The sequence below is a fragment of the Lutibacter sp. genome, from assembly GCF_041555395.1.
GTDB lineage: Bacteria > Bacteroidota > Bacteroidia > Flavobacteriales > Flavobacteriaceae > Lutibacter.
This window is the reverse complement of sequence record NZ_JBFFKM010000019.1, coordinates 1-24,372: the sequence shown is the minus strand read 5'-3', so window position 1 is coordinate 24,372 and position 24,372 is coordinate 1. Positions and strand designations below refer to the sequence as shown.

The 24,372-nt window shown below is 34.0% G+C and carries 21 protein-coding genes, 1 pseudogene and 1 riboswitch; of the genes and pseudogenes, 12 read left to right on the top strand and 10 right to left on the bottom strand.

Features of this window, described 5'->3' with window-relative positions; all coding sequences use genetic code 11:
- Positions 1-3: 3 nt before the first annotated feature.
- The 10 genes from ABY285_RS06000 (at position 4) to ABY285_RS05955 (ending at position 12,296) form a co-directional block, all read left to right on the top strand.
- Positions 4-585 carry a cytochrome c gene (locus ABY285_RS06000; RefSeq protein WP_372768052.1) on the top strand — a complete coding sequence of 194 codons (582 nt, stop codon included), beginning with the start codon at positions 4-6 and terminating at the stop codon, positions 583-585.
- 15 nt (positions 586-600) lie between these two features.
- Positions 601-1,953, top strand: coding sequence for a quinol:cytochrome C oxidoreductase (locus tag ABY285_RS05995; RefSeq protein WP_372768050.1), 1,353 nt, complete (start codon positions 601-603; stop codon positions 1,951-1,953).
- Between the two features lie 97 nt (positions 1,954-2,050).
- Positions 2,051-3,064 carry a cytochrome c oxidase subunit II gene (locus ABY285_RS05990; protein WP_372768048.1) on the top strand — a complete coding sequence of 338 codons (1,014 nt, stop codon included), beginning with the start codon at positions 2,051-2,053 and terminating at the stop codon, positions 3,062-3,064.
- A 28-nt stretch (positions 3,065-3,092) separates the two neighbouring features.
- The gene (locus ABY285_RS05985; protein WP_372768046.1) at positions 3,093-4,844 is read left to right on the top strand and encodes a cbb3-type cytochrome c oxidase subunit I; all 1,752 of its coding nucleotides are present in this window, start codon (positions 3,093-3,095) and stop codon (positions 4,842-4,844) included.
- A gap of 166 nt (positions 4,845-5,010) precedes the next feature.
- A complete protein-coding gene (gene ruvB / locus ABY285_RS05980) occupies positions 5,011-6,033 on the top strand; it encodes a Holliday junction branch migration DNA helicase RuvB (protein WP_372768044.1) in 1,023 nt (340 codons plus the stop codon).
- Between the two features lie 81 nt (positions 6,034-6,114).
- Complete coding sequence (locus ABY285_RS05975; RefSeq protein WP_372768042.1) at positions 6,115-7,842, top strand: SulP family inorganic anion transporter; 1,728 nt, start codon at positions 6,115-6,117, stop codon at positions 7,840-7,842.
- An 11-nt stretch (positions 7,843-7,853) separates the two neighbouring features.
- On the top strand, positions 7,854-9,587 hold the full coding sequence (locus ABY285_RS05970) for a SulP family inorganic anion transporter (protein WP_372768040.1): 1,734 nt from the start codon (positions 7,854-7,856) through the stop codon (positions 9,585-9,587).
- Positions 9,588-9,786: 199 nt separating this feature from the next.
- Entirely contained in the window at positions 9,787-11,205 is a 1,419-nt protein-coding gene (locus ABY285_RS05965; RefSeq protein WP_372768038.1) for a rhodanese-like domain-containing protein, read from the top strand.
- A 123-nt stretch (positions 11,206-11,328) separates the two neighbouring features.
- The gene (locus ABY285_RS05960; RefSeq protein ID WP_372768036.1) at positions 11,329-11,727 is read left to right on the top strand and encodes a rhodanese-like domain-containing protein; all 399 of its coding nucleotides are present in this window, start codon (positions 11,329-11,331) and stop codon (positions 11,725-11,727) included.
- Positions 11,728-11,732: 5 nt separating this feature from the next.
- Complete coding sequence (locus tag ABY285_RS05955; protein WP_372768034.1) at positions 11,733-12,296, top strand: DUF3365 domain-containing protein; 564 nt, start codon at positions 11,733-11,735, stop codon at positions 12,294-12,296.
- A gap of 158 nt (positions 12,297-12,454) precedes the next feature.
- Here the strand turns inward: ABY285_RS05955 and ABY285_RS05950 are convergent, their stop codons facing one another.
- On the bottom strand, positions 12,455-14,839 hold the full coding sequence (locus tag ABY285_RS05950) for a TonB-dependent receptor (protein WP_372768032.1): 2,385 nt from the start codon (positions 14,837-14,839) through the stop codon (positions 12,455-12,457).
- Between the two features lie 72 nt (positions 14,840-14,911).
- A riboswitch (TPP riboswitch) is annotated at positions 14,912-15,001 on the bottom strand.
- Positions 15,002-15,052: 51 nt separating this feature from the next.
- Positions 15,053-15,214 (bottom strand): hypothetical protein, encoded by a 162-nt coding sequence (locus ABY285_RS05945; RefSeq protein ID WP_372768031.1) that lies wholly within the window; start codon positions 15,212-15,214, stop codon positions 15,053-15,055.
- 92 nt (positions 15,215-15,306) lie between these two features.
- On the opposite strand from ABY285_RS05945, the gene ABY285_RS05940 reads away from it, so the two are divergent.
- Positions 15,307-16,539, top strand: a complete 1,233-nt coding sequence (locus tag ABY285_RS05940; RefSeq protein WP_372768029.1) for a pyridoxal phosphate-dependent aminotransferase — start codon at positions 15,307-15,309, stop codon at positions 16,537-16,539.
- Positions 16,540-16,574: 35 nt separating this feature from the next.
- Here ABY285_RS05940 and arfB read toward each other — a convergent pair whose 3' ends face one another.
- Genes arfB through ABY285_RS05915 form a run of 5 tightly spaced genes read right to left on the bottom strand, consistent with a single transcriptional unit; the run spans position 16,575 to position 19,610 of the window.
- Positions 16,575-16,976 (bottom strand): alternative ribosome rescue aminoacyl-tRNA hydrolase ArfB, encoded by a 402-nt coding sequence (arfB, locus tag ABY285_RS05935; protein ID WP_372768027.1) that lies wholly within the window; start codon positions 16,974-16,976, stop codon positions 16,575-16,577.
- 18 nt (positions 16,977-16,994) lie between these two features.
- Positions 16,995-17,588, bottom strand: a complete 594-nt coding sequence (locus tag ABY285_RS05930; protein ID WP_372768025.1) for an AAA family ATPase — start codon at positions 17,586-17,588, stop codon at positions 16,995-16,997.
- The gene (gene pnuC, locus ABY285_RS05925; protein WP_372768023.1) at positions 17,558-18,259 is read right to left on the bottom strand and encodes a nicotinamide riboside transporter PnuC; all 702 of its coding nucleotides are present in this window, start codon (positions 18,257-18,259) and stop codon (positions 17,558-17,560) included. Before pnuC ends, ABY285_RS05930 begins: the two co-directional genes overlap by 31 nt.
- A 3-nt stretch (positions 18,260-18,262) precedes the next feature.
- Positions 18,263-18,979 (bottom strand): geranylgeranylglyceryl/heptaprenylglyceryl phosphate synthase, encoded by a 717-nt coding sequence (locus tag ABY285_RS05920; protein ID WP_372768021.1) that lies wholly within the window; start codon positions 18,977-18,979, stop codon positions 18,263-18,265.
- Positions 18,972-19,610 carry a 4'-phosphopantetheinyl transferase superfamily protein gene (locus ABY285_RS05915; protein ID WP_372768019.1) on the bottom strand — a complete coding sequence of 213 codons (639 nt, stop codon included), beginning with the start codon at positions 19,608-19,610 and terminating at the stop codon, positions 18,972-18,974. Before ABY285_RS05915 ends, ABY285_RS05920 begins: the two co-directional genes overlap by 8 nt.
- Positions 19,611-19,696: 86 nt before the next feature.
- Between ABY285_RS05915 and ahcY the strand changes: the two genes are divergently transcribed.
- Positions 19,697-21,013: an adenosylhomocysteinase gene (ahcY, locus tag ABY285_RS05910; protein ID WP_372768017.1), complete on the top strand. Its 1,317-nt coding sequence runs from the start codon at positions 19,697-19,699 to the stop codon at positions 21,011-21,013.
- Between the two features lie 266 nt (positions 21,014-21,279).
- On the opposite strand, the pseudogene ABY285_RS05905 reads toward ahcY, so the two are convergent.
- The 3 genes and pseudogenes from ABY285_RS05905 to ABY285_RS05895 all read right to left on the bottom strand — a co-directional run.
- Positions 21,280-21,396, bottom strand: a pseudogene (locus ABY285_RS05905) (ATP-binding protein); the annotation flags it as partial.
- A gap of 241 nt (positions 21,397-21,637) precedes the next feature.
- Positions 21,638-22,750 (bottom strand): nuclear transport factor 2 family protein, encoded by a 1,113-nt coding sequence (locus tag ABY285_RS05900; RefSeq protein WP_372768015.1) that lies wholly within the window; start codon positions 22,748-22,750, stop codon positions 21,638-21,640.
- 260 nt (positions 22,751-23,010) lie between these two features.
- A partial coding sequence (locus ABY285_RS05895) for an ATP-binding protein (RefSeq protein WP_372768013.1) occupies positions 23,011-24,372 on the bottom strand: 1,362 nt, incomplete at its 5' end.

Below are 24,372 nucleotides of genomic sequence, written 5' to 3'. Positions count from 1 at the left end.
AATATGAAACATATATTTAACATAGTAGCTGTAACTTTAATAGGGATAAGTTTGAGTTCTTGTAGCGATGGCGTTATGCGTAAACCAAATGTTCGTTTTATGGCTGCTACAGATATGTATACTTCTGTTGGTTATGAAACGTATGCTGAAAATCCTAATTTTAAAAATGGGCTAGAAGCTCAATTACCTGTTGCAGGAACTATTTTTAGAGGAGAAGTACCTTATGAAATTCCTAATACCGAAGAGGGTTACTTATTAGCTAAAGAAACAGTAATGTCTCCTTTAGAAGTTAACGAGGGGAACTTGGAAAAAGGAAAAGCTTTGTATACCATTAATTGTACTGTTTGTCATGGTGATAAAGGTGATGGACAAGGAGTTTTAGTGCAACGTGATAAAGTCCTGGGGATTCCTAACTATAAAGATAGAGAAATAACCGAAGGCAGTATTTACCATGTAATTATGTATGGAAGAAATATGATGGGATCTCATGCTTCTCAATTAAAAGACAACGAACGTTGGGAAATTGTTCAGTATGTGCAAAAACTAAGAACAGATTTGTTGCCACAAAACACATCCAATAATTAGATAGATATTAAAGATATGTATAGTTTTTCAAAAAAATTAAAGATAAGTGCAATCGTTTTTATGATTTTAGGGGCTTTGGGCATTGCTTACGGCTTTTTAACGGTTCCTAATTCTATTGAAGATGTGAAGCAATTAACGGAGCAACAAAATCATGGGCACAATGAAGCCAATGCTGCTAACGAAATTGAACAAAATGCAAATCATGCTGCCGAAAACAATACTGGAGTAAGTGAGGGTACAGAATCAGAACACCTTACACACCAATTACATGCTTTACAAAATCGGCCTTATGCAGCAGTTTTTATTGCCATGTTTTTCTTTTTTATGATTGCATTGGGGACACTAGTTTTTTATGCAATTCAATACGCCTCTCAAGCAGGATGGTCTATTGTGCTTTTTAGGGTTATGGAAGGAATAACAGCGTATTTATTGCCTGGATCATTGTTTATATTGGCATTTTTAATCATTACAGTCGCAAATGGTCATTATTTTTATGTTTGGATGAACCCGGATTTTTACAATCCTCAAAGTGAACTTTATGATGAAATTTTAGTAGGTAAAAGCTGGTGGTTAAATGTTCCTTTTTGGATGATTAGAACTTTTATCTATTTACTTGGGTGGAATATCTATCGCTATTTTGCCGTAAAAAATTCTTTGGCCCAAGATTCAGGAGTTGATTTAACACATTATAAGAAAAATTTTAAAGCATCCATATTTTTCTTGCTATTTTTTGTTGTGTCTGAATCTATGATGGCTTGGGATTGGATTATGTCGTTAACACCGCATTGGTTAAGCACTTTATTTGGCTGGTACGTATTTTCAACCTTATTTGTGTCTTCAATTACTGTAATTGCTATGGTCACTATTTATTTAAAATCGAAGGGGTTTTTACCAAAAGTGAATAATAGCCATTTTCATGATTTGGCCAAGCTTATGTTTGGTTTCAGCGTTTTTTGGACTTATTTATGGTTCTCTCAATTTATGTTAATTTGGTATGCAAATATGCCTGAGGAAACGGCTTATTTTGCGCCGAGGCTTTTAGGTCCATATCAATTATTATTTATAGGGATGCTAATTCCCAACTTTGTTTTCCCGCTACTGGTACTAATGAATAGCGATTTTAAGCGAATTCCTTGGTTTATAATAAGTACAGGGATCATTATTTTATTGGGCCATTATGTTGATATATTTGTAATGATATCCCCTGCTACAGTAGGCGATCATTGGCAAATTGGTATTCCTGAAATTAGTTCAATTCTATTCTTTTTGGGCTTGTTTATTTATGTAGTATTTAATGCGCTTTCAAAATCACCATTAAATGCTAAGGGAAATCCTTTTATAACAGAAAGTGAACATTTTCACTATTAAAATATAAAAAAAAACACACATTGAAAAGAGTCCTGAAGGTTAAATATTCAGCATTTTTTTTATATTTGACAACACTATAACTACTAGCTAAAAAAATATGACAGCATTACTTTATATTTTACTTGCCTTTATAATCGGCGTTGCCATATGGCAAATAACAAGTATTTTTAATTTAAAAGGCGCAATAGCCACTGAGAAGGACAACAACACTCAAGGAATTTTATTTGTAGCTTTTGGAGTTTTCTTTTATGGGTTAATGATATTTTCTTTTTGGAAATACTCTGTAATTCTATTGCCCGAATCTGCTTCAGCTGAAGGTGTCCGCATTGATAAATTGTACATAGTGACTATGCTGCTTATTTTATTTGTACAGGCGGTGACACAATTTTTACTGTTCTATTTTGCTTTTAAGTACAGAGGGACAGAAGGGAGAAAAGCTTTGTTTTATGCAGATAGCCATAAATTGGAAATGATTTGGACTATTGTTCCGGCTGTTGTTCTTGCTGGTTTGGTGCTTTACGGACTCTCAGTTTGGAATGATGTGATGGACGCTTCAGATGCAGAAAACCCGTTGATTATTGAATTGTATGCTAAACAATTTCAATGGGAAGCACGCTATGCCGGAGTTGATAATGAATTGGGAAAAGCGAATGTGCGCAATATAAAAGGAATCAATACAATGGGCGTTGATATGACCGATCTAAATTCGTTAGATGATATTCCAACCCGAGAATTGCATTTGCCAAAGGGACGACAAATTATTTTTAAATTTCGTTCGCAAGATGTTTTGCACTCTGCATTTATGCCCCATTTTAGAGCGCAAATGAACTGTGTACCGGGAATGGTTACCCAATTTTCCTTCACTCCAAATATGACCACTGAAGAAATGAGAGTAAATGAAAAAACGGTTGCTAAAGTAAACGGAATCAATAAAATAAGGGCTGAAAAAGGAGAAGATCCTTACGAATTTGATTTTTTATTGCTTTGCAACAAAATTTGCGGTGCTTCACATTACAATATGCAAATGAAGATTATTGTTCAGGAGGAAGCTGAATTTAACAGTTGGTTAAGCAGTCAAAAAACAATAGCTGAGGTTATAAAAGAAAATTAACTACTAGACTACTAAAAAATATATAAATATGTCAGATCACCATCACAAAGAAACATTTATTACAAAATACGTTTTTAGTACTGATCATAAAATGATTTCAAAACAGTATTTAGTTACTGGAATATTTATGGGCGTTATTGGCGTATTTATGTCAATGATGTTTCGATTGCAAATTGCTTGGCCCGATACTTCTTTTAGTTTAATTGAAGCGTTTTTAGGCCGCCATCAGGACGGGGGCGTTATGTCGCCCGATATTTACTTGGCAATAGTGACCATTCATGGAACTATTATGGTATTCTTCGTGTTAACGGCTGGCTTAAGCGGAACATTTAGTAATTTATTAATTCCATTGCAAATTGGGGCACGTGACATGGCTTCTGGATTTCTAAATATGGTATCATATTGGTTGTTCTTTTTGTCAAGTGTAATTATGGTTTTTTCACTTTTTGTTGAAGCAGGACCGGCATCCGCAGGTTGGACAATCTATCCGCCATTAAGTGCATTGCCACAGGCCATTCCAGGTTCAGGATTGGGAATGACGCTTTGGCTGATTTCTATGGCAATATTTATAGCTTCGTCTTTAATGGGTGCCTTAAATTACATTGTTACCGTTCTTAATTTAAGAACTTTGGGAATGAAAATGACAAGATTGCCTTTAACTATTTGGGCGTTTTTTGTAACAGCTATTATTGGGGTGGTATCATTTCCTGTATTATTGTCTGCAGCATTGTTATTGATTTTCGATAGAAGTTTTGGTACCTCATTTTATTTATCAGATATATTTATTCAAGGGGAAGTATTGCATTACCAAGGCGGTTCTCCGGTATTGTTTGAGCATTTATTTTGGTTTTTGGGACATCCTGAAGTTTATATTGTAATATTACCTGCTATGGGTATTGTTTCTGAAATTATAGCCACCAATTCGCGTAAACCTATTTTTGGGTATAGAGCAATGATTGGGTCAATTATAGCCATTGCATTTTTATCTACCGTTGTTTGGGGACATCATATGTTCGTTTCAGGAATGAATCCGTTTTTAGGTTCTGTATTTACATTTACCACCTTATTAATTGCAATTCCTTCTGCAGTAAAAGCTTTTAACTGGATTACAACTTTGTGGAAAGGTAACCTTCAAATGAATCCCGCGATGCTTTTTTCCATAGGATTTGTTTCTACGTTTATTTCAGGAGGGTTAACAGGAATTGTTCTTGGGGACAGTGCTTTGGATATTAATGTTCACGATACGTATTTTGTGGTTGCCCACTTTCATTTGGTAATGGGTGTATCTGCAATTTATGGAATGTTTGCCGGTGTTTACCATTGGTTTCCTAAAATGTATGGAAGAATGATGAATAAAGCATTGGGATACTGGCATTTCTGGATTACGGCGATTGCCGCTTATGGCGTATTTTTCCCGATGCATTTTGTTGGGTTGGCAGGATTGCCGCGTAGGTATTATGCCAATACTGCATTTCCTTTATTTGATGATGTGGCCGACGTAAATATTGTAATTACGATGTTCGCTATTTTAGGGGGAGCCGCACAAATCATTTTCTTGGCAAACTTCTTTATTAGCATATATAAAGGTAAGAAGGCCACACAAAACCCTTGGAAATCGAATACTTTGGAATGGACTACGCCTGTTGAACATATACATGGAAACTGGCCTGGAGAAATCCCTGCAGTTCATCGTTGGCCTTATGATTACAGCAAACCCGGGATGCCGGAAGATTATGTTTCCCAAATTACGCCTTTATATGAAGGAGAAGAGGAATCTTAATTTTTTTCTGTTAAACTAAAATATTTTTTCTGAAAATTCTCAGCAAACATGCTTACAAGGAAGATGTTGCTGAGAATTTTTGTTTTTGAATAAACAATACCCTATCACCAACTATTAATTATCAATTATCAATTATTAATTATTTTACTTCGTTATCTTTGTTTTTATGAACGAAAACTTGAATCCGGATAAAAACCTTTCTTCTCCTGAAGATTTAGACGTAGAAAAAAAGTTACGTCCCTTAACATTTGATGATTTTACGGGTCAGGAACAGGTTATAGACAATCTGAAAGTTTTTGTAGAAGCAGCCAATTTAAGAAACGAAGCTTTGGACCATACGCTATTTCATGGTCCTCCCGGACTTGGTAAAACAACTTTGGCGCATATTTTAGCAAACGAATTAAATGTTGGCCTTAAAATTACTTCAGGCCCGGTATTGGATAAGCCAGGAGATTTGGCAGGATTGCTTACCAATTTAAGTGAACGAGACGTATTATTTATTGATGAAATTCATCGATTAAGTCCAATTGTGGAAGAATATTTATATTCAGCGATGGAAGATTATCGTATTGATATCATGATCGAATCTGGGCCAAATGCCCGCACGGTTCAAATAGATTTAGAGCCTTTCACCTTAATTGGGGCAACCACACGTTCCGGTTTGCTAACAGCACCAATGAGAGCGCGTTTTGGAATTAGCAGCCGTTTGCAATATTATAATACTGAATTATTGACAACCATTGTGCAACGAAGTGCAACTATTTTAAAAGTTCAAATTTCTATGGAATCTGCTATAGAAATAGCAGGAAGAAGCAGGGGTACACCGCGAATTGCCAATGCACTCTTGAGAAGAGTCAGGGATTTCGCCCAAATTAAAGGAAACGGAAAAATAAGTATCGAAATTGCCAGATATGCGCTAAACGCATTAAATGTTGACGCTCATGGTTTAGACGAAATGGACAATAAAATTCTTTCCACGATCATTGATAAATTCAAAGGAGGTCCAGTAGGCATAAGCACTATAGCAACCGCTGTTGGTGAAAATACAGAAACCATTGAAGAAGTTTATGAACCATTTTTGATTCAGGAAGGTTTTATTATGAGAACTCCTCGCGGAAGAGAAGTGACGGAGCTTGCTTACAAACATTTAGGGAGAATTAAAGGAAACATCCAAGGGGGACTATTTTAGCATTATTTGTGATGTGAATCACAAAACTAAAAATAGTTCCCATTACTTTTGTTGTAACAAATAATTGAAACTTATTGTGCTATGAGTTTAAAAAAAATATTTCCCTTTTTAGTTTGGCTGCCTTTAGTAAAAAACTCTTGGAAAGATGATTTAATAGCGGGGATTACAGGAACTGTTATTGTAATTCCGCAAGCTGTAGCTTTCGCCATGATTGCCGGGTTACCGCCAATTTATGGTTTTTATACGGCCATGATAACACCAATTATTGCAGCTTTATTTGGTTCATCCTATCATTTAATTTCCGGTCCAACAACTACAGGTTCCATCGTGGTTTTTGCAGTTATAAGTAAATTTGCAAGTCCTGAAACTGATTTAGAGGCATTTATTTCTTTAGCAATTCTCTTATCTTTTATGACCGGAATTATTAAATTATTTATGGGGCTTGCCAAAATGGGTAAGCTGGTGAATTTTGTGTCAAACTCTGTGGTAATTGGTTTTGCTGCTGGGGCCGGAATTTTAATTGCTTTTAAACAATTGAAACATGTATTTGGCATAAATGTTCCAGGGGGAAGTACTTTTTATGAAATCATCAACTATATAATTTTACATATCACAGAAACAAATTTTTATGTTTTGGGGGTTGCTCTCGGTACGCTTTTAATAGCACTTTTAATCAGGCGATTTATTAAATATATAGCTAGATTATATATGTTAATCGCTATGGTTTTAGGAAGTTTCTTGGCTTTCTTTTTGGGAGGTGAACTGCATGGAATTGAAAGTGTTGGAAATATTCCTTCTCACTTACCGCCATTTAAAATTCCAAATTTTAATTTTGAGGACATGCGTTTATTAACATCTGGAGCCATAACATTAGCCCTGCTGGGTTTGGTTGAAGCCGTTTCCATAGCAAGAGCTGTGGCATTGCATTCTCATCAGAAATTAAATAATAATCAGGAATTTATCGGGCAAGGTTTATCTAATGTTATTTCCAGTTTTTTCTCATCTTATGTAAGTTCAGGCTCATTTACACGATCTGGCGTAAATTACCAGGCTGGGGCCAAAACACCATTTTCTGCTATAATCTCAGCGATTGGGTTAACGATTGTGGTTTTATTTTTTGCAAAGTATGCGTCTTTTTTACCAAAAGCGGCTATGGGAGGAATCATACTTTTAGTAGGATATAATTTAATTGACGTTAAGCACATAAAACAAATAATAAAAACCAGTAAGCGTGAATTTTTAGTTTTAATGGTCACTTTATTGGGAACCTTATTCTTAGAATTGGAAATCGCCTTGTTTTTAGGAATATTAATTTCTTTATTTTTCTATTTAGAAAGAACTTCTAAACCAAATATTGCTGTTTTTGGAAAAAATGCCAAGGAGAAATTTGTAAATATTATAAGAGATGAAACGGCGCAGGAATGTCCTCAGCTAAAAATGATTAGAATTGATGGCTCCATATATTTTGGCGCTGTTGATGGCATCTCCAATTATTTTGCCAATTTGTATGAGGAAATTGATAATAAGCATCTGTTAATTATTGCGAATGGAATTAATTTTATTGATTTGGCAGGTGCAGAATGGCTGACTCATGAGGTTTTAAAATGGCAGGAAAGAGGTGGCGGTATTTATTTTGTAGGTTTAAAATTAGTTAGTCAGGAAGTGCTCATAAAAGGTGGATTTATAGATATGATTGGAGCGGATAACTTTTTTAACGATAAACATACGGCCCTTTCAACAATTTATAAAAAGGTTGATATAGCTATTTGCGAAAATTGCGACATTAAATTATTTAACGAGTGTAAATAGAGTGTTTTAGAATGAATATTAAAAAATTTATTCCAATTTTAGATTGGTTGCCAAACTATAAAAGGGAATTTTTTAAAAATGATTTGGGCGCTGGGTTAGCTGTTGGAATTATGCTGATACCCCAAGGAATTGCTTATGCAATGATCGCAGGATTACCGCCAATTTACGGATTGTATACTGCGATGATTCCACAAATTGTTTATGCTATTTTTGGAACTTCCCGTCAGTTGTCTGTTGGGCCTGTGGCTATGGATTCCCTTATTGTGGCTTCAGGAGTAGCGACATTGGCAGAAATAGGCACAGAACATTTTATTGAATTTGCAATTCTTCTGGCTTTTATGATGGGCGTTTTACAAGTTTTGTTTGGGTTTTTTAAATTGGGATTTTTGGTTAATTTTTTATCAAGGCCCGTAATTAGTGGTTTTACGTCTGCAGCAGCTTTAATTATTGCTTTAAGTCAATTGAAACATCTGTTAGGGTTTAATATTCAGCAGCATAAAATACACGGTATTTTGTTTGAAGCATTTAAGCATATAAAAGACACCAATTTAATCACATTGGCAATTGGCTTAATTTCAATAATGGTTTTAGTTTATTTTAAACAATTTTCAAAAAAAATCCCAGCTGCCTTAGTGGTCGTTGTTTTAGGAATTTTAGCGGTTAAAATTTTTAATTTGGAACAAATTGGTGTTAAAATAGTTGGTGATATTCCTGAAGGATTGCCAAATTTCATAATTCCTGAATTCGAAATGAAAACACTTATTGATTTATTTCCAATCGCACTAACCCTGTCCTTCATTGCTTTTTTAGAGGCAATCTCAGTAGCTAAAGCTGTTGAATTAAAGCATAATGATTATAAAGTGATTCCCAATCAAGAGTTAATTGCGCTGGGAATGGGTAATATTGTGGGTTCCTTTTTTCAAACATATCCTGCAACAGGGGGGTTTTCAAGAACTGCTGTAAACGATCAGACAGGAGCCAAAACACCTTTGGCGGCCATAATTTCTGGTACAGTAGTAGGACTAACTTTGCTGTTTTTTACACCTGTTTTTTACTATTTACCCGAGGCTGTGTTGGGTGCAATCATTATAGTTGCGGTTTTTGGTTTATTGGATTTTACAGTTCCAAAGCAATTGCTTAAGTATTCTAAAAGAGAATTGGTTATTTTAAATATTACACTATTAATTACAGCCACTGTTGGCATAAAAGAGGGTATTTTTATAGGAGTTATATTGTCCCTAGGCATGTTAATTTATACAAGCGCCAAACCTCACATTGCAATTTTGGGGCGAATTCCTGATACCCACTTTTATAGGAATATAAAAAGATTTGAGGGACTTCTAATCACTTCAGAAGATATTTTAATTGTAAGATTTGATGCCCAGTTATTCTTTGCAAATGTTCAATATTTTAAGGATAAATTGGAAGACTCAGTTAAAGAAAAGGGAGGTAAATTAAAATTGTTAATTATTGATGGAGAAAGTATAAACAGTATAGACAGCTCTGGTGTTTATATGTTAAGTGATGTTATTGCCAAATACAAAAGCATGAATATAGACATTGCTTTTACCGGAATGAAAGGGCCAGTTAGGGATGTGTTGGAAAAAAGCGGCATCATGAAAAAAATAAGTTACCAAAACTGCTTTTTGAGTATTCAGGAAGCGGTAGATGCTTTTGAAGAGGGTGAAAAAAATAAAGCGGCAGGGAAAAAATATTTTGATTATTTAAAACAGACAAATAGTTAATTTTTTGAGAATATTTTCTATTAAGTGACCAAGATTACAAAACAAATATGATGCATCTTGTAATTTTGAAAAACAAGAAGTAATTTTAATTAAATAAAAATCAATCGATTATGAAATGAGCATTACGGAACACGATTCAAACACCGATGAAAAAATGCGAATTACATATGACCGAATTTAAACAAAAAAATAGAACAATATGAAAGTAGAACAATTATTTACAAGCTGTTTGGCGGAAATGGCCTATTATATTGAGTCGAATGGAGAAGCTGCCATAATTGATCCTTTAAGAGAAACGGAACCGTATATTGAAATGGCGAAAGCCGACGGCGCTAAAATAAAATATATATTTTTAACTCATTTTCATGCCGATTTTGTATCTGGTCAGGTAGATTTAGCTAAAAAAACAGGTGCAACTATTGTTTTTGGACCAAATGCCGACCCTCAATATGAAATTCATCAAGGAAAAGATGGCGAAGAATTTAAATTAGGTAATGGAAAAATCACATTGTTACACACACCAGGTCACACAATGGAATCTTCTTCATATTTAATTACAGATGAAAAAGGCAATACGCCCTATGTATGTACTGGAGATTGTTTATTTATTGGAGATGTTGGTCGACCGGATTTAGCAGTTAAATCAGGAAAATTAACACAAGAAGATTTAGCAGGACATTTATTCGACTCTTTGCGAAATAAAATAATGACGCTTCCTGATGATATCATTGTATATCCCAATCATGGAGCAGGATCCGCGTGTGGTAAAAACATGAGTTCAGAAACTTTTGACACTTTAGGAAATCAAAAGAAAACAAATTATGCGCTTAGAGCGGATATGACAAAAGAAGAATTTATTGTTGAAGTTACCACAGGTTTAAAACCACCCCCACAATACTTTGGGAACAATGTTCGTATGAATAAAGGAATAAATATAAGTATTGATGAGGTTTTAGCAAAAGGAACCAGACCAATTGATGCAGCTACTTTTAAGGAAATGAGTGAACGCGGAGATATTTTAGTGGTAGATACACGCTCCAAAGATGATTATGCGGAAGAAGGAACCGTTCCGGGAGCATGGTATATAGGTGTTGACGGAAATTTTGCGCCTTGGGTAGGAAGTTTAATTAAAAATATAAATCAGAAAATAATTTTTATTGCAGAAGGTGGAAGAGAACACGAAGTTGTAACTCGGTTTTCGCGTGTTGGCTATGATAATATCCTCGGATATTTACGTGGTGGAATTCATGCTTGGCTGGCAGCTGGATTTAAAGTTGATAAAATTGGCTCTGTATCTGCAACTCAATTTGCCAATAAATTAGAGGAAGGAAGCATTGAAGTGGCACTTGATGTTCGAAAAGAATCTGAATATCTTTCAGAGCATGTTGTGGGGGTTGAAAATTATCCTTTAGATTTTATTCATTCAAGTTTTGCGGAAATAAAACCTGATAAAGAATACTTTTTACATTGTGCCAGTGGATATCGTTCACTTATTGCCGCTTCAATTTTTCAGGCAAATGGTGTTAAAAACGTAACAGATGTAAGGGGTGGATTTAAGGATATTAAAGATACTGGCGCTAAACTTACGGAGTATGTTTGCCCAACAACTTTATTGTAAATATTTTTTTAACTATAAATATGAATGGGAAGTTTTTTACTTCCCATTTTTATTATATAAGGTAACTTTGGTTACTGCAAATATTTATTTGTAAATTTACTTTTAAAAAAAAATCAAGAACACATGAAAACTACATTAAAACTTACTATTTTATTATTTGTGGCTGTTTTAGGCATAAGCTGCAATACCAAATCACAATCACAAACTGATTCAATAAGCGTTATTTCACCAACTGAATTTAAAGAAAAGGCAGTAAATAATACAATTATTGATGTAAGAACACCTCAGGAATTTAGTGAAGGCCATATTGAAGGTGCTGTAAATATTAACTTTTTTGATGCTACTTTTTTAGAACAAATTTCTAAATACAAAAAAGATGAGCCAGTATTTATTTATTGCAAATCAGGAAATAGATCAGGTCAGGCTTCGAAAAAAATATCAGATTCGGGATTTAAACAAATATATGATTTGGAAGGTGGAATCCTAAATTGGGTAAAAAACAACAATGAGGTCATAAAATAATTACCATGAAAAATTTCTTCATATTTCTGATTTTTACAGGATTTATATCATGTAATCATTCTTTGACTCCTGAAGAAAAGCAAGAATATTCTGATAAAGGAAAGGAAATTGTTCAAGCTTCATTTAATGCTTTAAGCGAAAAATTGACAGAACAAATGAAAACGGGAGGCGCTGCTAAAGCAATCCCCTTTTGTAATGTTGAAGCTTTGCCACTTACAAAACAATTGTCTGAAAAATATAATGTTACCATAAAACGAACTTCTGATAAATTAAGAAATCAAAAAAATAAACCTTCAGAAAGAGAGTCTAAAATTATTGACAGTTACCAGAAACTAATTTCAGAACATAAAGAAATTGCACCAATTGTAGAAATGGACAGCAATAATAACAAACATTTTTATGCGCCGATTACAGTGAAAGCAAATTGTTTGGTCTGTCACGGAATAGTTAAAGAATTTGTGACTGTAAAAACGGATTCAATTATCAAATCGCTTTATCCTAATGACAAGGCTGTAGGATATTTAGAAGGTGAATTAAGAGGGATTTGGAGCATTGCTTTTAAAAAATAGGATATTATAGCCATAGAAGGCATTCATGAAGTTCTTGTAAATTTGAACACTTCAGAAGAATAACGGAAATAACTTTATTAAACAGAAAAATCCTAAGGCAATTTATTGCCTCGGGATTTTTCGTTTACAAATGATCAAGGATTATGATTGATATTTGTTTAAAATTTAAATGTCGCTCCTACTAAAAAGTTTCTTGTGGCTTGCGGATAATAACCGGCACCATCTAAAGTTGTGCTTTGATTTGGATTTGACCAGGTATCATCATAGGTATAATAATAACCGTTTGATATATATTCTATATTAAAAATATTGTTTACCAAAACATTTAATACAATTGATTTAACTATTTTTTTCGGTTTAATTTCATAAGAAACATTAAAATCGTTAACAAAATAGCTTTCCAGTTTTGAGTTTGCATTGTCAATATTCCCCATATATTGTTCTCCAACATATTTAGATAATAAGGAGAATTGCATTTTGTCATTAGGCTGAAACACAAAGGAATTTCCAATAATTAAATTTGGAGAAAATGCGATGTCGGTATTTCCCAAATCAACCAATTCGCCATTCCAGGAAGTTAAAAAATCAACATTTTTATTGCTGCTGATGGCAATATTCGGCTGAATTGAAAATTTATCGGCGAATTTAATTTGGGCATCAATTTCCAAACCAAGTCGGTAACTTTTTCCGCTGGTAGCTCTTATTGGAGATCCGGTATCGTCAATTGCTCCGGTTAAAACCAGCTGATCTTTATAAAACATATAATAAATATTGCTGTTTATTTTAATAGATTCATTTTTAATACGCCAGCCCAGTTCAAAATCATTTAATTTTTCTGAAGTGAAAATGCCATTTTCAAAATCGTTGCGATTTGGTTCTCTATTTGCTTTTGCATACGATAAATAGAAACTGTTGTTGGTATTTGCCTCAAATGTCAATCCGGCTTTCGGATTAAAAAATGAATAGTTATCATCAACGTTAATTGGAGTTCTGTCAGATGTCAATCCTTCTGTGTCAAACTTCACAAATCTACCTTGTAAATCGGTAAAAAGTGTCCAGGAATCATTCAAATTATAGGTCAATTTTCCAAAAATATTGACATCATTTTTTTTAGTGTTGCTTTCATAATAATGATCTCTTATCTCTGAATTACTGGCAAATTCAGCCCAGATAATTTCTCCAAAATGATTTCCTTTATAGTTGCTGTAGGAGGTTCCAAAGATAAACTCAACATCATCATTTTTGTAAGTGGCATTTGCATTAACTACATAAAAATCATTGTCCAGCCAACGTCTTCTAATTAAATCGGTTTGGTCAATAGTTTCACCGCCAAGAGTAATTGGGGTCAATAAATAATCTGCAAAATTTTCACCTTCCTTAAACTGCTCAAAATAGCCGCTGCCTTTGGTGTAATTTAACCCAACATTAGTGGACCAGTTTTCTGATAATTTTTCATTCCAATGCAATTGATAATGATCTTGCTTGTAATTGTCAATTTCATTTTCGTAGAAATACGGATTGTAGGTTCTGCCTAAAGTTTCCATTTCATCCTTAGTAACGCCATACCAGGCCTGATACGTTTTTTCATGACCGCCAAAAGTCAATGCTTTTAGAAGGGTATTGTCATCAACATAAGAAGCTTGTAAAAAATAGGATTTCAGGTCAGACCAAGCGCGGTCAATGTACCCGTCTGAATCTATTTTCGATAAACGTCCAGCAAATTCTATATGGTCATTAATTTTTCCGGTACTGAATTTCACCGTATGTTTTTTAGTATTGTAGGAACCGAAAGAACTGCTTATTTCTCCATAAGGATTTTCTGAAATAGCATCGGTCAACAGGTTTAAGCTGGCGCCAAAAGCGCCTGAACCATTTGTTGAAGTTCCAACGCCGCGTTGTAACTGCAAACTTTCTGTTGAAGAAGTGAAATCGGGCATGTTTACCCAATAAGTTCCTTGACTTTCAGCATCGTTATAAGGAATTCCGTTGATGGTTATGTTTACACGTGTTGCATCGCTGCCACGAACCCTTATTCCTGTGTATCCAACGCCTGCTCCAGCGTCGGATGTGGTAACTACAGAAGGCAAATAATTCAGAAGAATTGGAATATCTTGTCCCAAATTACGTTTCTCTAAATCTTCTTTTGTTACATTGCTATGTGTGACGGGCGATGTTGCTTTTACGCGAACTGCTGAAACCAATATTTCTTCAAGATTCACAAAACTATCTGACATATCTATAGCAATAAAAGTGTTTTCCTTTAGAATAACTTTCACTTCTTTAGGTTGGCTAATGGCACTTATAACTAGAACATAAGTGCCTTTTTTTAAAATAAAGGAAAAATTTCCGTCAAAATTTGTCGTAGTCCCTTCAGAAGTTCCTTTTATGATAACACTTGCATCTGCGAGCGGACTACTGCCGTCATTTACTTTTCCAGAGAGTGTAAAAAGTTCTTGTGCGTTTGCATTGATAGAAAATGCAATGATTAAAAAAGTTACTGCTAACGTCACTTTTTTAAGTTTCAATTTTAAATATTGTTTCATTTTTTTTAAAATAAAACGATTTAAAAAGAGGTAATTAATCGATGTTATGAATAATTATTTTAATGTCCCTGCGATTTTTTCGCTTGACTTCCCTTAACAGCATTACCTGTTCAGGTTCAATGGGTTTGATCTCAGCCGTTATAGGCACCCCTTTTGAGATGCTGCAAATATATTTAATTATTGGTAATTTTAAACTAGTTTATTTAAAAATTATTATTTTATAATTAATCGTAAATTATTAAAATTATATTGCTGAAGTGTAATTATTGCTGCTGAAATGGTTTTTTGAGGTTTTTCTTCGAAAAAAAAGTTGAAATGAAAAGCCTGACCTGTTGGTAAAGATCGATACATTCTTTTTGATGATATTGCGATCATTTTCAGAATTTTGATAATTACACCAATAGTATTTGTACATTCGGAAATTACATCACCAATATGAGTTTATATATTTAATTTAAAAGAAATCGATGAGTATTTTTCGAAAAATAGAGGAGTCACAAACTTTACTGATAAATAATCAATCTAAAAATCTTGAGAGTCTGCAAAAAAAGATATTCAAATTTGGATTTGGACAATCTCCATTTTTGCCTCCAGTTCAAGTTATGGAAGCATTGAAAGCAAATGTTCACCGCAAAGAATACAGCTCGGTCCAGGGAGACCCGGAATTGAGACAGCTTATTGCCGACTTTCATTTTCAAGTAAATGGATTGAAAGTGGCTGCCGGTAATGTTATGATAGCACCTGGGTCTAAAATTTTGATTTACAGCATACTGTTGAGTTTTAAGGAAGCAGATGTTTTTATTCCTGCGCCTGCTTGGGTTTCTTACGCACCGCAAGCCAAATTGGCGGGGCATAACATAATTCCTATTGAAACTTCTTTTGCCAAAAGGTGGAGAGTAACTCCTGAATCAATGGAGCATGCTTATGCTAAAAAGGAACATGAAGTCTCTATAATGATATTAAATTATCCGGGGAATCCAGACGGACTTACCTATACAAAAGCGGAAGTGATGCAAATTGCGAAGAAAGCCCGTGAATTAAATATTTTAGTGATTTCTGATGAGATTTATGGGTTACTTACCCATAATCAAGAGCATCATTCTTTTGCGAATTTTTATCCTGAAAAAACAATTACAACAACCGGTTTGTCAAAATGGTGTGGAGCAGGAGGTTGGCGACTTGGTGTTGCATTGCTTTACGAAGGAATTGAGGATGAATTTAAAAAGGCCCTCATTGGGATTGCTTCTGAGACCTATTCCTGTGCCGCAACACCAATTCAAATGGCGGCTAAAGTTGCCTATGGAAATGTTGAAAAGGCTCAGGAATTTGCTAAGCGGCAATGTCATATATTAGAGGAAGTTGGCAATTATTGTTATACTGAATTGGTTCAGTCTGACATTAAATTGTATCCTCCTGAAGGTGGGTTTTACTTATTCCCTGATTTTTCAAATTATGTTGAAAGGCTTGGAAAACTTGGAATTAATACATCTAATGAGTTGTGCAATAAGATTTTGTCTGAAACAGGTGTTGCATTGCTTCCGGGTTCTGCCTTTGGAATGGAAGAAAACCATTTAACAGTTCGATTGTCTTATGTGGATTTTGAGGATCCTCTTCAAAAAAAAGACTTTAATTTGGAAAGAGACTGCCCTAAGATAATTGAGGGCATTCAGGCATTGAAAAATTGGTTGGCGTTATTATAATTAAAACAATAGAGCAAAAAGAAATTAGGTCAATTTTAAATTTCAGGTCTTTTTCTGAATGCTTTTTTGAAGGCTTGTTTTTTCTTTTTATCCAAACGTTTATGAATACTTGATTTACTTGGTTTTGTCGCTTTTCGTGGTTTTTGAACTTTCAATCCGTCGGCAATAATTTTTAGAAATCGATCTATGGCAATTTCTTTATTTTTGTGCTGGCTTCGACGCTCATCGCATTGAAGCAGCAATATATTGTCTTTGGTAAGTTTATTTTTTAGTTTTTGAATCAGCAATGTTTTTTCTTCCTCAGTAAAACTTTCTGAATTCTGTAAATCAAATGTCAATTCTATTTTTGAGGAAACTTTATTCACATGCTGTCCGCCTGCACCGCTGCTACGAATTGCTTTAAACTTCAATTCCTTAATGATCAATTCGGTATTCATTTTTTTGTTTTTAATGAATTATTTGCCCAAGAATCGGTGTAAATCTGACCGCGATTTTAGAATTTTATCAATTTCACGGATGGCAATTTCAAGTCTCTCTTTTTTTTCGCCTTTCAATAAAATATAAGGCCGATGGTGCTTTTTTAAGGCATTTTCAAAGGCATCAAACATTTCTTTGCGTTGTTCTGGCCGATCTCTTAAATCGTCTTTTTTCCAAGGTGCGTCAATGTAGGTTAATAGATATAAATCGTAAGTATTTTGTAATGCGGCATTTTGCAGATCCGGATGCACAAAACCACCATAAAATGCTTCAGAATACACTTTTGTTTCCAGTAAATCGGTATCGCAAATTAATATTTTATCAGCCTTTTGAGCCAATTCGTTTTCTAATTTCATTTGTCCCTCAGCAATGGGTATCATGTCAGAATTTTCGCAGGTTTTTCGCTCATTATTCCATTTGTTTTGCAAATAATCTCGCGCATATTCAGGAACCCAAACCGTGTTATAATGACGGGCCAGAAGTTTGGAAAGTGTTGTTTTTCCGGAGCTTTCAGGTCCAAAAAGCACCACTTTTACAATATTTATGTTTGTTTGTTTAAGTTTTTCTTCCATGCATTGTATCCTTGAAAAGCCAAAATTAAAAATATGGCGTATTGAATTCCTGTAAAACCGTATCCTTTAACAAAATACAACGGAATTGAAACCACATTGCCTGCAATCCAAAACAACCAATTTTCAATTTTTTTATTGGCCATTAACCACATTCCGGCAAAAAAGATTCCCGTAGTAAAAGTATCTAAAAAAGGTGTTATTTTTCTGAAATCTTCTAAATTTCCAGCAGTTAAGTTAGTCAAAGCATAATCAATACTTCCCGTAAAATTCAAATGATTCGGCATCACATTAAAATGCCGGTAAACGGCAATTACAAAAATGGAAGTGAATAAAAAAATACCAAAAGTTTTTAATTTATCAATGCTGTTTGTTGTTGAAACTGGTAAATGATGTTGTTTGTTATCCACAATTCTGCTCCACATATACCAGCCGTAAACACTCATTAAAGTGTAATAAATGTTTATTATTAAATCGCCGTATAAATTCCATTTGGATAAAAGATAAACATAAATTACAGTACTTATAATACCAGTTGGAAACACCAGAATATTTTCTTTTTTAGCATAAAAAACACTTAACACACCAAAAATGGCAGCAATAAACTCGAGTAAAATATTTAAGGTGCTTTCCGATTGATAAGGTTCTGTGAAAAAGTTTAGGACATCATGCATTGGCTAAAATTTGAAAGTGTTAGTGTTTTCAAAAGCAGTGCCAACAACCACCAAATCGGCGCCATTTTTATAGGCGTCGTTTAATTGTTTTTTGGTTTTTATGCCTCCCCCAACAATGAGTGGAATTGAAATATGTTGTTTTACGCTTGCTATAATTTGGCCGTTTACCGGATTAACAGCACCGCTGCCCGCTTCTAAATAAATGAGTTGTTTGCCTTTGTACATTCCTGCAACTGCGGTATTTACTGCCAATGTTATGTTTTCTTGGGGAATTGGAATTGTGTTGCTAATTTTTAATACAGATGAATTTGTTCCTCCATCAATTAAAATATAGCCTGTCGGAATAATTTCTAAGGTTGAATTTTTTAAAAAAGGAACCGATTTAATTTGTTGTTCAATTAAATATTCAGGATTTCTTCCTGAAAGCAATGATAAAAACAACAATGCATTTGCATGATTGGTGAGTTGTGAAAAATCTCCCGGAAAAAGAACAATAGGTAAATTTGCGAGTTTCTTCAGCGTTTTTACGAACAAATCGGTAATGCCGTTTTCAACAAAACTTCCGCCTACAAAAATAAAATTCGCATTTAAATTGTTGATTCTTGAAGAAATTTCAGGCAGTTCTTCTAAAGCAGTTTTATCGGGATCTAATAAGATAGCCAGCAATTTTTCTTTTTTAATGGCTGCTTCTTGGATGAATTTTAAAATGTTTTTAATCATTTTCTGAATTGTCTAAAGCATAAACCAAGGTAAATCCACCAAGTTGTTCAAACCTAATATCATAATTTTTATTCCAGCCTTCAACCTTGATATAACCAGTAGTTTTTTTATCGGCTATTTGAAATGAGTTAATATCAATATCATTTTTAAAGGTCAATCCGCCAAATGGATAAATTTTGTACAAAGATTCTTTTGCACCCCAAATTACGGTAAGTTGTTCAATATAATCATCATCTTTATGGATGAATCCTCTTTCAAAATTGACAAATCGATGTTGGATGATTTTAATTTTTTCCCTGTTTTTTTCAATGTCTATTCCAATTGCTGCATCACTGATTGCAATGGCCGAAAAAGTGAAGGAATGTGTGATGGAAATGTGTTTGTCGTCAGTTAAATGCGGTTTTCCATTCCCGTTATAATATAAGTCAAAGTCCGTATATCCTGCTGTTTTCAACAAATGTCGCACACTTAAAAATCCGCATTGATGAAGTTCAGATTTCATGGAAAGCAACCTTTTTTCGCTTCTTTCCGTCAATGGCATGTTTTTGGACAAATTGCTCAAAGATTCTTCAATTTTCCACACGTAAATGGTGGTATGTTTATTTGGTTTTATAGTTTTGAATAAAGGCATTTATAATTTAAAAGGTATTTTGTACTTTTGCACATTCATTAAACAACTTGTTTTAGTTGTTTAAAATAAAAACAAATTTAAGAAATATGAGTACATCAACATCAACTTACGTAAAATATAAAGTAAAAGACATCAATCTTGCTGAATGGGGACGTAAAGAAATTCAATTGGCTGAAGCAGAAATGCCTGGGCTAATGAGTTTAAGAGAAGAATTTAAAGGCAAAAACCCTTTAAAAGGTGCGCGAATTGCAGGTTGTTTACATATGACCATTCAAACAGCGGTTTTAATTGAAACATTGGTTGAATTGGGCGCTGAGGTGACTTGGAGTTCTTGCAATATATTTTCAACGCAAGATCAGGCTGCTGCTGCAATTGCTGCTGCAGGAGTTTCCGTCTATGCGTGGAAAGGACTCAATGAAGAAGAGTTTGATTGGTGTATTGAACAGACATTATTTTTTGGGGAAGACAGAAAACCGTTGAATTTAATTTTAGATGATGGTGGTGATTTAACCAATATGGTGTTGGACAGATACCCTGAATTGGCTGCTGGAATTAATGGTTTAAGCGAAGAAACAACAACGGGTGTACACCGTTTATATGACAGGGTGAAAGCAGGAACATTGCCAATGCCTGCAATAAATGTAAATGATTCTGTTACTAAATCTAAATTCGATAATAAATACGGGTGCAGAGAAAGTGCTGTTGATGCTATTCGCAGAGCAACAGATTTAATGTTGGCAGGAAGACGCGTGGTTGTTTGCGGTTATGGCGATGTTGGTAAAGGAACAGCAGCTTCATTTAGAGGTGCAGGTTCTATCGTAACAATTACTGAAATTGACCCTATTTGTGCATTACAAGCTGCTATGGACGGATTTGAAGTGAAAAAATTAGATACTGTTGTTGGAAATGCGGATATCGTTATTACAACAACAGGAAATAAAGACATCGTTCAATCTCGTCATTTTGAGAAAATGAAAGACAAAACAGTGGTTTGTAACATTGGACATTTTGATAATGAACTGGATATGGCCTGGTTGAATAAAAATTATGGACATACCAAAGTTGAAATTAAACCTCAGGTTGATAAATATACGATTGGTAAAAACGAGATTTTGATATTGGCGGAAGGCCGTTTGGTGAATTTGGGTTGTGCAACCGGCCATCCAAGTTTTGTGATGAGTAATTCATTCACAAATCAAACATTGGCACAATTGGAATTGTGGAACAACAGAGAGGCTTATAAAAATGAAGTGTATATGTTGCCTAAGCATTTAGATGAAAAAGTGGCTCGTTTACACTTGGCTAAAATTGGTGTTGAATTGGAAACTTTGCGAGAAGATCAAGCGAAATATATTGGTGTAAATGTTGAAGGGCCTTATAAACCTGATTATTACAGATATTAATATTGGTTATTTTTGTAACTAGAAAAGCCTCTCAAATTTGAGAGGCTTTTTTTAGCAATTTCCCATAATTAAAAAAAATAATGTGTTTTTCTTTTTCGTTAAGTCAAAAATAAGGTGAAAATTTGAAAAAATTAAGGGGGAATAGCCCTTTAAAAAAGGGGAAATTCCCCCTTTTTTAATTTTATGGCTGTTTTAATAATTCTTCGGCGTTTCATTAAAGCCGAAAACATTTTCTTTTAACATTTATCAATGGTATTTTAAAATTATTATCCCAGCCAGCCTTCTCTGTCTAAACTTCGGTATTGAATAGCTTCAGAAATGTGTGCTGTTGAAATTTCTGCAACGCCTTCTAAATCGGCAATTGTTCTTGATACTTTAATCACAAAATTTCATTATAAGTAGTTGGTAAAATAATAAACATGTTCGGCACAGCAGGTTTATATTAGCATTTCCAATCGAATAAAAATAAACGATATTGTAAATGAAAAGTAGAATTTTAAGTACAAAAAATCCACTCAATTTCTTGAGTGGATTTTTTGTGTCTTAGATTAATAGATAATGACAAAACCTATAGTATGCAAAACCATTGCGGATTATAACCATAATGGTTTTGCGTTTTAATGTTTAGATTACTGGTAGATTTTCAGGAGAATGATGTTCGTGAACCAATTTCCATTCACCCTTTGTTTTAACAAATAACAAAGTAATTAGGTTATTTACTTTATAACCTACTGGTCCGTCTTTAATATCCACTACAAAATCTGAGATAAAGGTTACATTAGCTACATTCTCATGATATACAACAATATTCACAGTATTAGCTTTAGCTGCAAATTGAGTAACTGTGTTTTTACCAAAAAAATCGCGTTCATTAGCTTCATTGTCCTCACTATTGAAAGAATATCCATTACCCCCACCATCGTAGTTGAATTCAGTAAACTTTTTTCCATAGGCATGAAAAGAGATAAGTTCATCCATATTTTCGGGTCCTGTTCCAGAATTTTCCATTATACTTGCTCCAATGGCCCCAAAAGTTGCTAAGACCTCTTTCTGTGCTGTTGAACTTAGGTCAGCTTGTTCAGAAGGATAGGAAGTTGTGCCCTCTGTTGATGCTCCAACATGCACAGGAGAATGATGCTCGTGAACCAATTTCCAATCACCATTTGTTTTAACAAATAACAAAGTAATTAGATTATTGATTGGAGTAATTTCATCTGGGTTATCCGGATTCATCTTCAGTTCAAAATCTGAGATAAAGGTTAAATTAGCTACATTTCCATAATATACAGCAATTTTCAAAGTTCCAGGGACAGCGGCAAATTTCTGTACTCCTTCTGGGTTTACCATAGTACCAAAAAGCGTACGTTCAGTAGCTTCATTTTCCGCAGCAGTGTAAGAATGTCCCACACCATTAAAATCGTAGTTGAATTCGGTAAACGTGTATCCCTCATAATCATGAAAAGAGATAAGTTGGTTCATAAATTCGGTATCAGCCCCAAGTCCTGCTCCGAGTGTAATATTTGTTGCAATGTCCACAAAAGTTGCTAAGACCTCTGCTTCTTCTTTTGGATATGCCCGGTGAATTTCAGATGAACCGTGGGATTCAGATGCGCTCTTGGATAAAGATGCGCTTTTAGAAGCCAATTCTGATCCTTCAACACTGGCATCATTATTCGAACACCCATATAAAATAAATAGGGATGTAATCAGTACTGTTAATACTTGTTTTGTTTTCATAATTGTTTTTTTTTAAGTTAAATAAAATATTCTATTGTTTGAATTATAAATCTTTTGTGACTGTTGAAACAAACGCCCTAATAGTTGCTTCGTTTTTACTAAAAAAACTGTAATTAAGTACACTACAAGATTATTACAATATCTTTAATATGGCATGTACTATTTATTCAAAGACTAGGAGTATTTCTGAAATATTAAAGAATAATTGCCCTATTAGAGAAAAACAGGATAGATTTAGGTGAAAAGAATTTTGTAATGCCTTATTTAGACGATGAACTTGGAGAAACACCAAATTCATCCTTATAAGTGCGACTAAACCAAGATGGGTCGTTAAAGCCAGCCTCGTAGGCTACTTCTGAAACTGTCTTGTCTGTATTTGAGAGCAATTCTTTTGCGTATTTTAAACGAATTGAACGGATAAAGACGGCTGTAGATTTCCCTGTAATAGCCTTTATTTTTCTATATATTTGAGAATCACTTATAAGTAAATTTTTAGCTAGGTATGCAGATCCAAATTTTGAGTTGTCTATATTTTTATGGATTATTTTTACAACTTTTTGAAGGAATTGTAATTTTGGATTTTTGGTGCGGTTTTTTAATAAAGTATTAAACCCATCTTTATGAATTTTACTTATTAATTTTTTTCTTAATATAACTAATTGATCTAATCGTGTAAATAATTCTTCTTTATTAAATGGTTTTGCTAAATAAGCGTCTGCACCATGAGACAATCCAGTTAGCCGATCTTCTATAGTTACTTTGGCGGTTAATATTATAATTGGAATATGGTCTGAACGTTCATCAGATTTAAGCGTTGCACATACGTCAAATCCGTCTTTTCCAGGCATCATTACATCACAGATAATAATATCTGGTATTTTTTCCAAAGCCATTTCAATACCTACAATGCCGTTTGCTGCATGGATAGTTTCATACTTATTTAAAAGGCATGTTTTTAAATAGAATGCGACATCCATATTATCCTCAATGATAAGAACCAATGGCAATTCAGAATTTATTTCAGGAGTTTGTTCAGTATGGATTGATGATGAATGGGATAAGTAAGAATGAGATAAATTATTAATTTCTATATTTTTTGAAACAGGAGATTTTCTTGTCACAGGTAACATGATGCTAAACGCACTTCCTTTATTGAGTGTGCTTTTAACTTTTATAGTTCCATTCATCACCTCTACGAGTTCTTTTGTTAATGCCAAACCGATTCCCGCACCTTCATTTTTTCGAATTGTTGTTGCGTCTGCTTGATAGAACCTATTAAAAATATAGGGGAGTTCTTCATTGGAGATACCTATACCGCTGTCTTTTATTTTTATGAATAAATAGTTCTTCTCTTTTTGTTTAATTTCTTTAATATGCACTATTATTTTACCGTACTCAGGAGTAAACTTAGTCGCATTTGAAAGCAAATTTGAAATAACAGATGTTAGTTTATTTGCATCGAAATCCATTATTAATGTGTCTATTTCAGAATATATAGTAAGACTGACTTGGTTTTCTTCAGCTAAAGAATTAAAACTTTCACATAAATATTTTATGAATGGTATGATATCAGATTGTTCCAATTGCAGTTCCATTTTTCCACTTTCAATCTTTGCCAAATC

What these genes read in the sequence shown, in the direction of transcription:
- ABY285_RS05985 (WP_372768046.1), top strand. Translation starts at nt 3,093, where the DNA reads ATGTCAGATCACCATCACAAAGAAACATTTATTACAAAATACGTTTTT.
- ruvB (WP_372768044.1), top strand. Translation starts at nt 5,011, where the DNA reads ATGAACGAAAACTTGAATCCGGATAAAAACCTTTCTTCTCCTGAAGAT.
- arfB (WP_372768027.1), bottom strand. Translation starts at nt 16,976, where the DNA reads ATGAATACCGAATTGATCATTAAGGAATTGAAGTTTAAAGCAATTCGT.
- ABY285_RS05990 (WP_372768048.1), top strand. Translation starts at nt 2,051, where the DNA reads ATGACAGCATTACTTTATATTTTACTTGCCTTTATAATCGGCGTTGCC.
- ABY285_RS05965 (WP_372768038.1), top strand. Translation starts at nt 9,787, where the DNA reads ATGAAAGTAGAACAATTATTTACAAGCTGTTTGGCGGAAATGGCCTAT.
- ABY285_RS06000 (WP_372768052.1), top strand. Translation starts at nt 4, where the DNA reads ATGAAACATATATTTAACATAGTAGCTGTAACTTTAATAGGGATAAGT.
- ABY285_RS05900 (WP_372768015.1), bottom strand. Translation starts at nt 22,750, where the DNA reads ATGAAAACAAAACAAGTATTAACAGTACTGATTACATCCCTATTTATT.
- ABY285_RS05975 (WP_372768042.1), top strand. Translation starts at nt 6,115, where the DNA reads ATGAGTTTAAAAAAAATATTTCCCTTTTTAGTTTGGCTGCCTTTAGTA.
- ABY285_RS05930 (WP_372768025.1), bottom strand. Translation starts at nt 17,588, where the DNA reads ATGGAAGAAAAACTTAAACAAACAAACATAAATATTGTAAAAGTGGTG.
- ABY285_RS05995 (WP_372768050.1), top strand. Translation starts at nt 601, where the DNA reads ATGTATAGTTTTTCAAAAAAATTAAAGATAAGTGCAATCGTTTTTATG.
- ABY285_RS05945 (WP_372768031.1), bottom strand. Translation starts at nt 15,214, where the DNA reads ATGATCGCAATATCATCAAAAAGAATGTATCGATCTTTACCAACAGGT.
- ABY285_RS05950 (WP_372768032.1), bottom strand. Translation starts at nt 14,839, where the DNA reads ATGAAACAATATTTAAAATTGAAACTTAAAAAAGTGACGTTAGCAGTA.
- pnuC (WP_372768023.1), bottom strand. Translation starts at nt 18,259, where the DNA reads ATGCATGATGTCCTAAACTTTTTCACAGAACCTTATCAATCGGAAAGC.
- ABY285_RS05915 (WP_372768019.1), bottom strand. Translation starts at nt 19,610, where the DNA reads ATGCCTTTATTCAAAACTATAAAACCAAATAAACATACCACCATTTAC.
- ahcY (WP_372768017.1), top strand. Translation starts at nt 19,697, where the DNA reads ATGAGTACATCAACATCAACTTACGTAAAATATAAAGTAAAAGACATC.
- ABY285_RS05940 (WP_372768029.1), top strand. Translation starts at nt 15,307, where the DNA reads ATGAGTATTTTTCGAAAAATAGAGGAGTCACAAACTTTACTGATAAAT.
- ABY285_RS05970 (WP_372768040.1), top strand. Translation starts at nt 7,854, where the DNA reads ATGAATATTAAAAAATTTATTCCAATTTTAGATTGGTTGCCAAACTAT.
- ABY285_RS05920 (WP_372768021.1), bottom strand. Translation starts at nt 18,979, where the DNA reads ATGATTAAAAACATTTTAAAATTCATCCAAGAAGCAGCCATTAAAAAA.
- ABY285_RS05955 (WP_372768034.1), top strand. Translation starts at nt 11,733, where the DNA reads ATGAAAAATTTCTTCATATTTCTGATTTTTACAGGATTTATATCATGT.
- ABY285_RS05960 (WP_372768036.1), top strand. Translation starts at nt 11,329, where the DNA reads ATGAAAACTACATTAAAACTTACTATTTTATTATTTGTGGCTGTTTTA.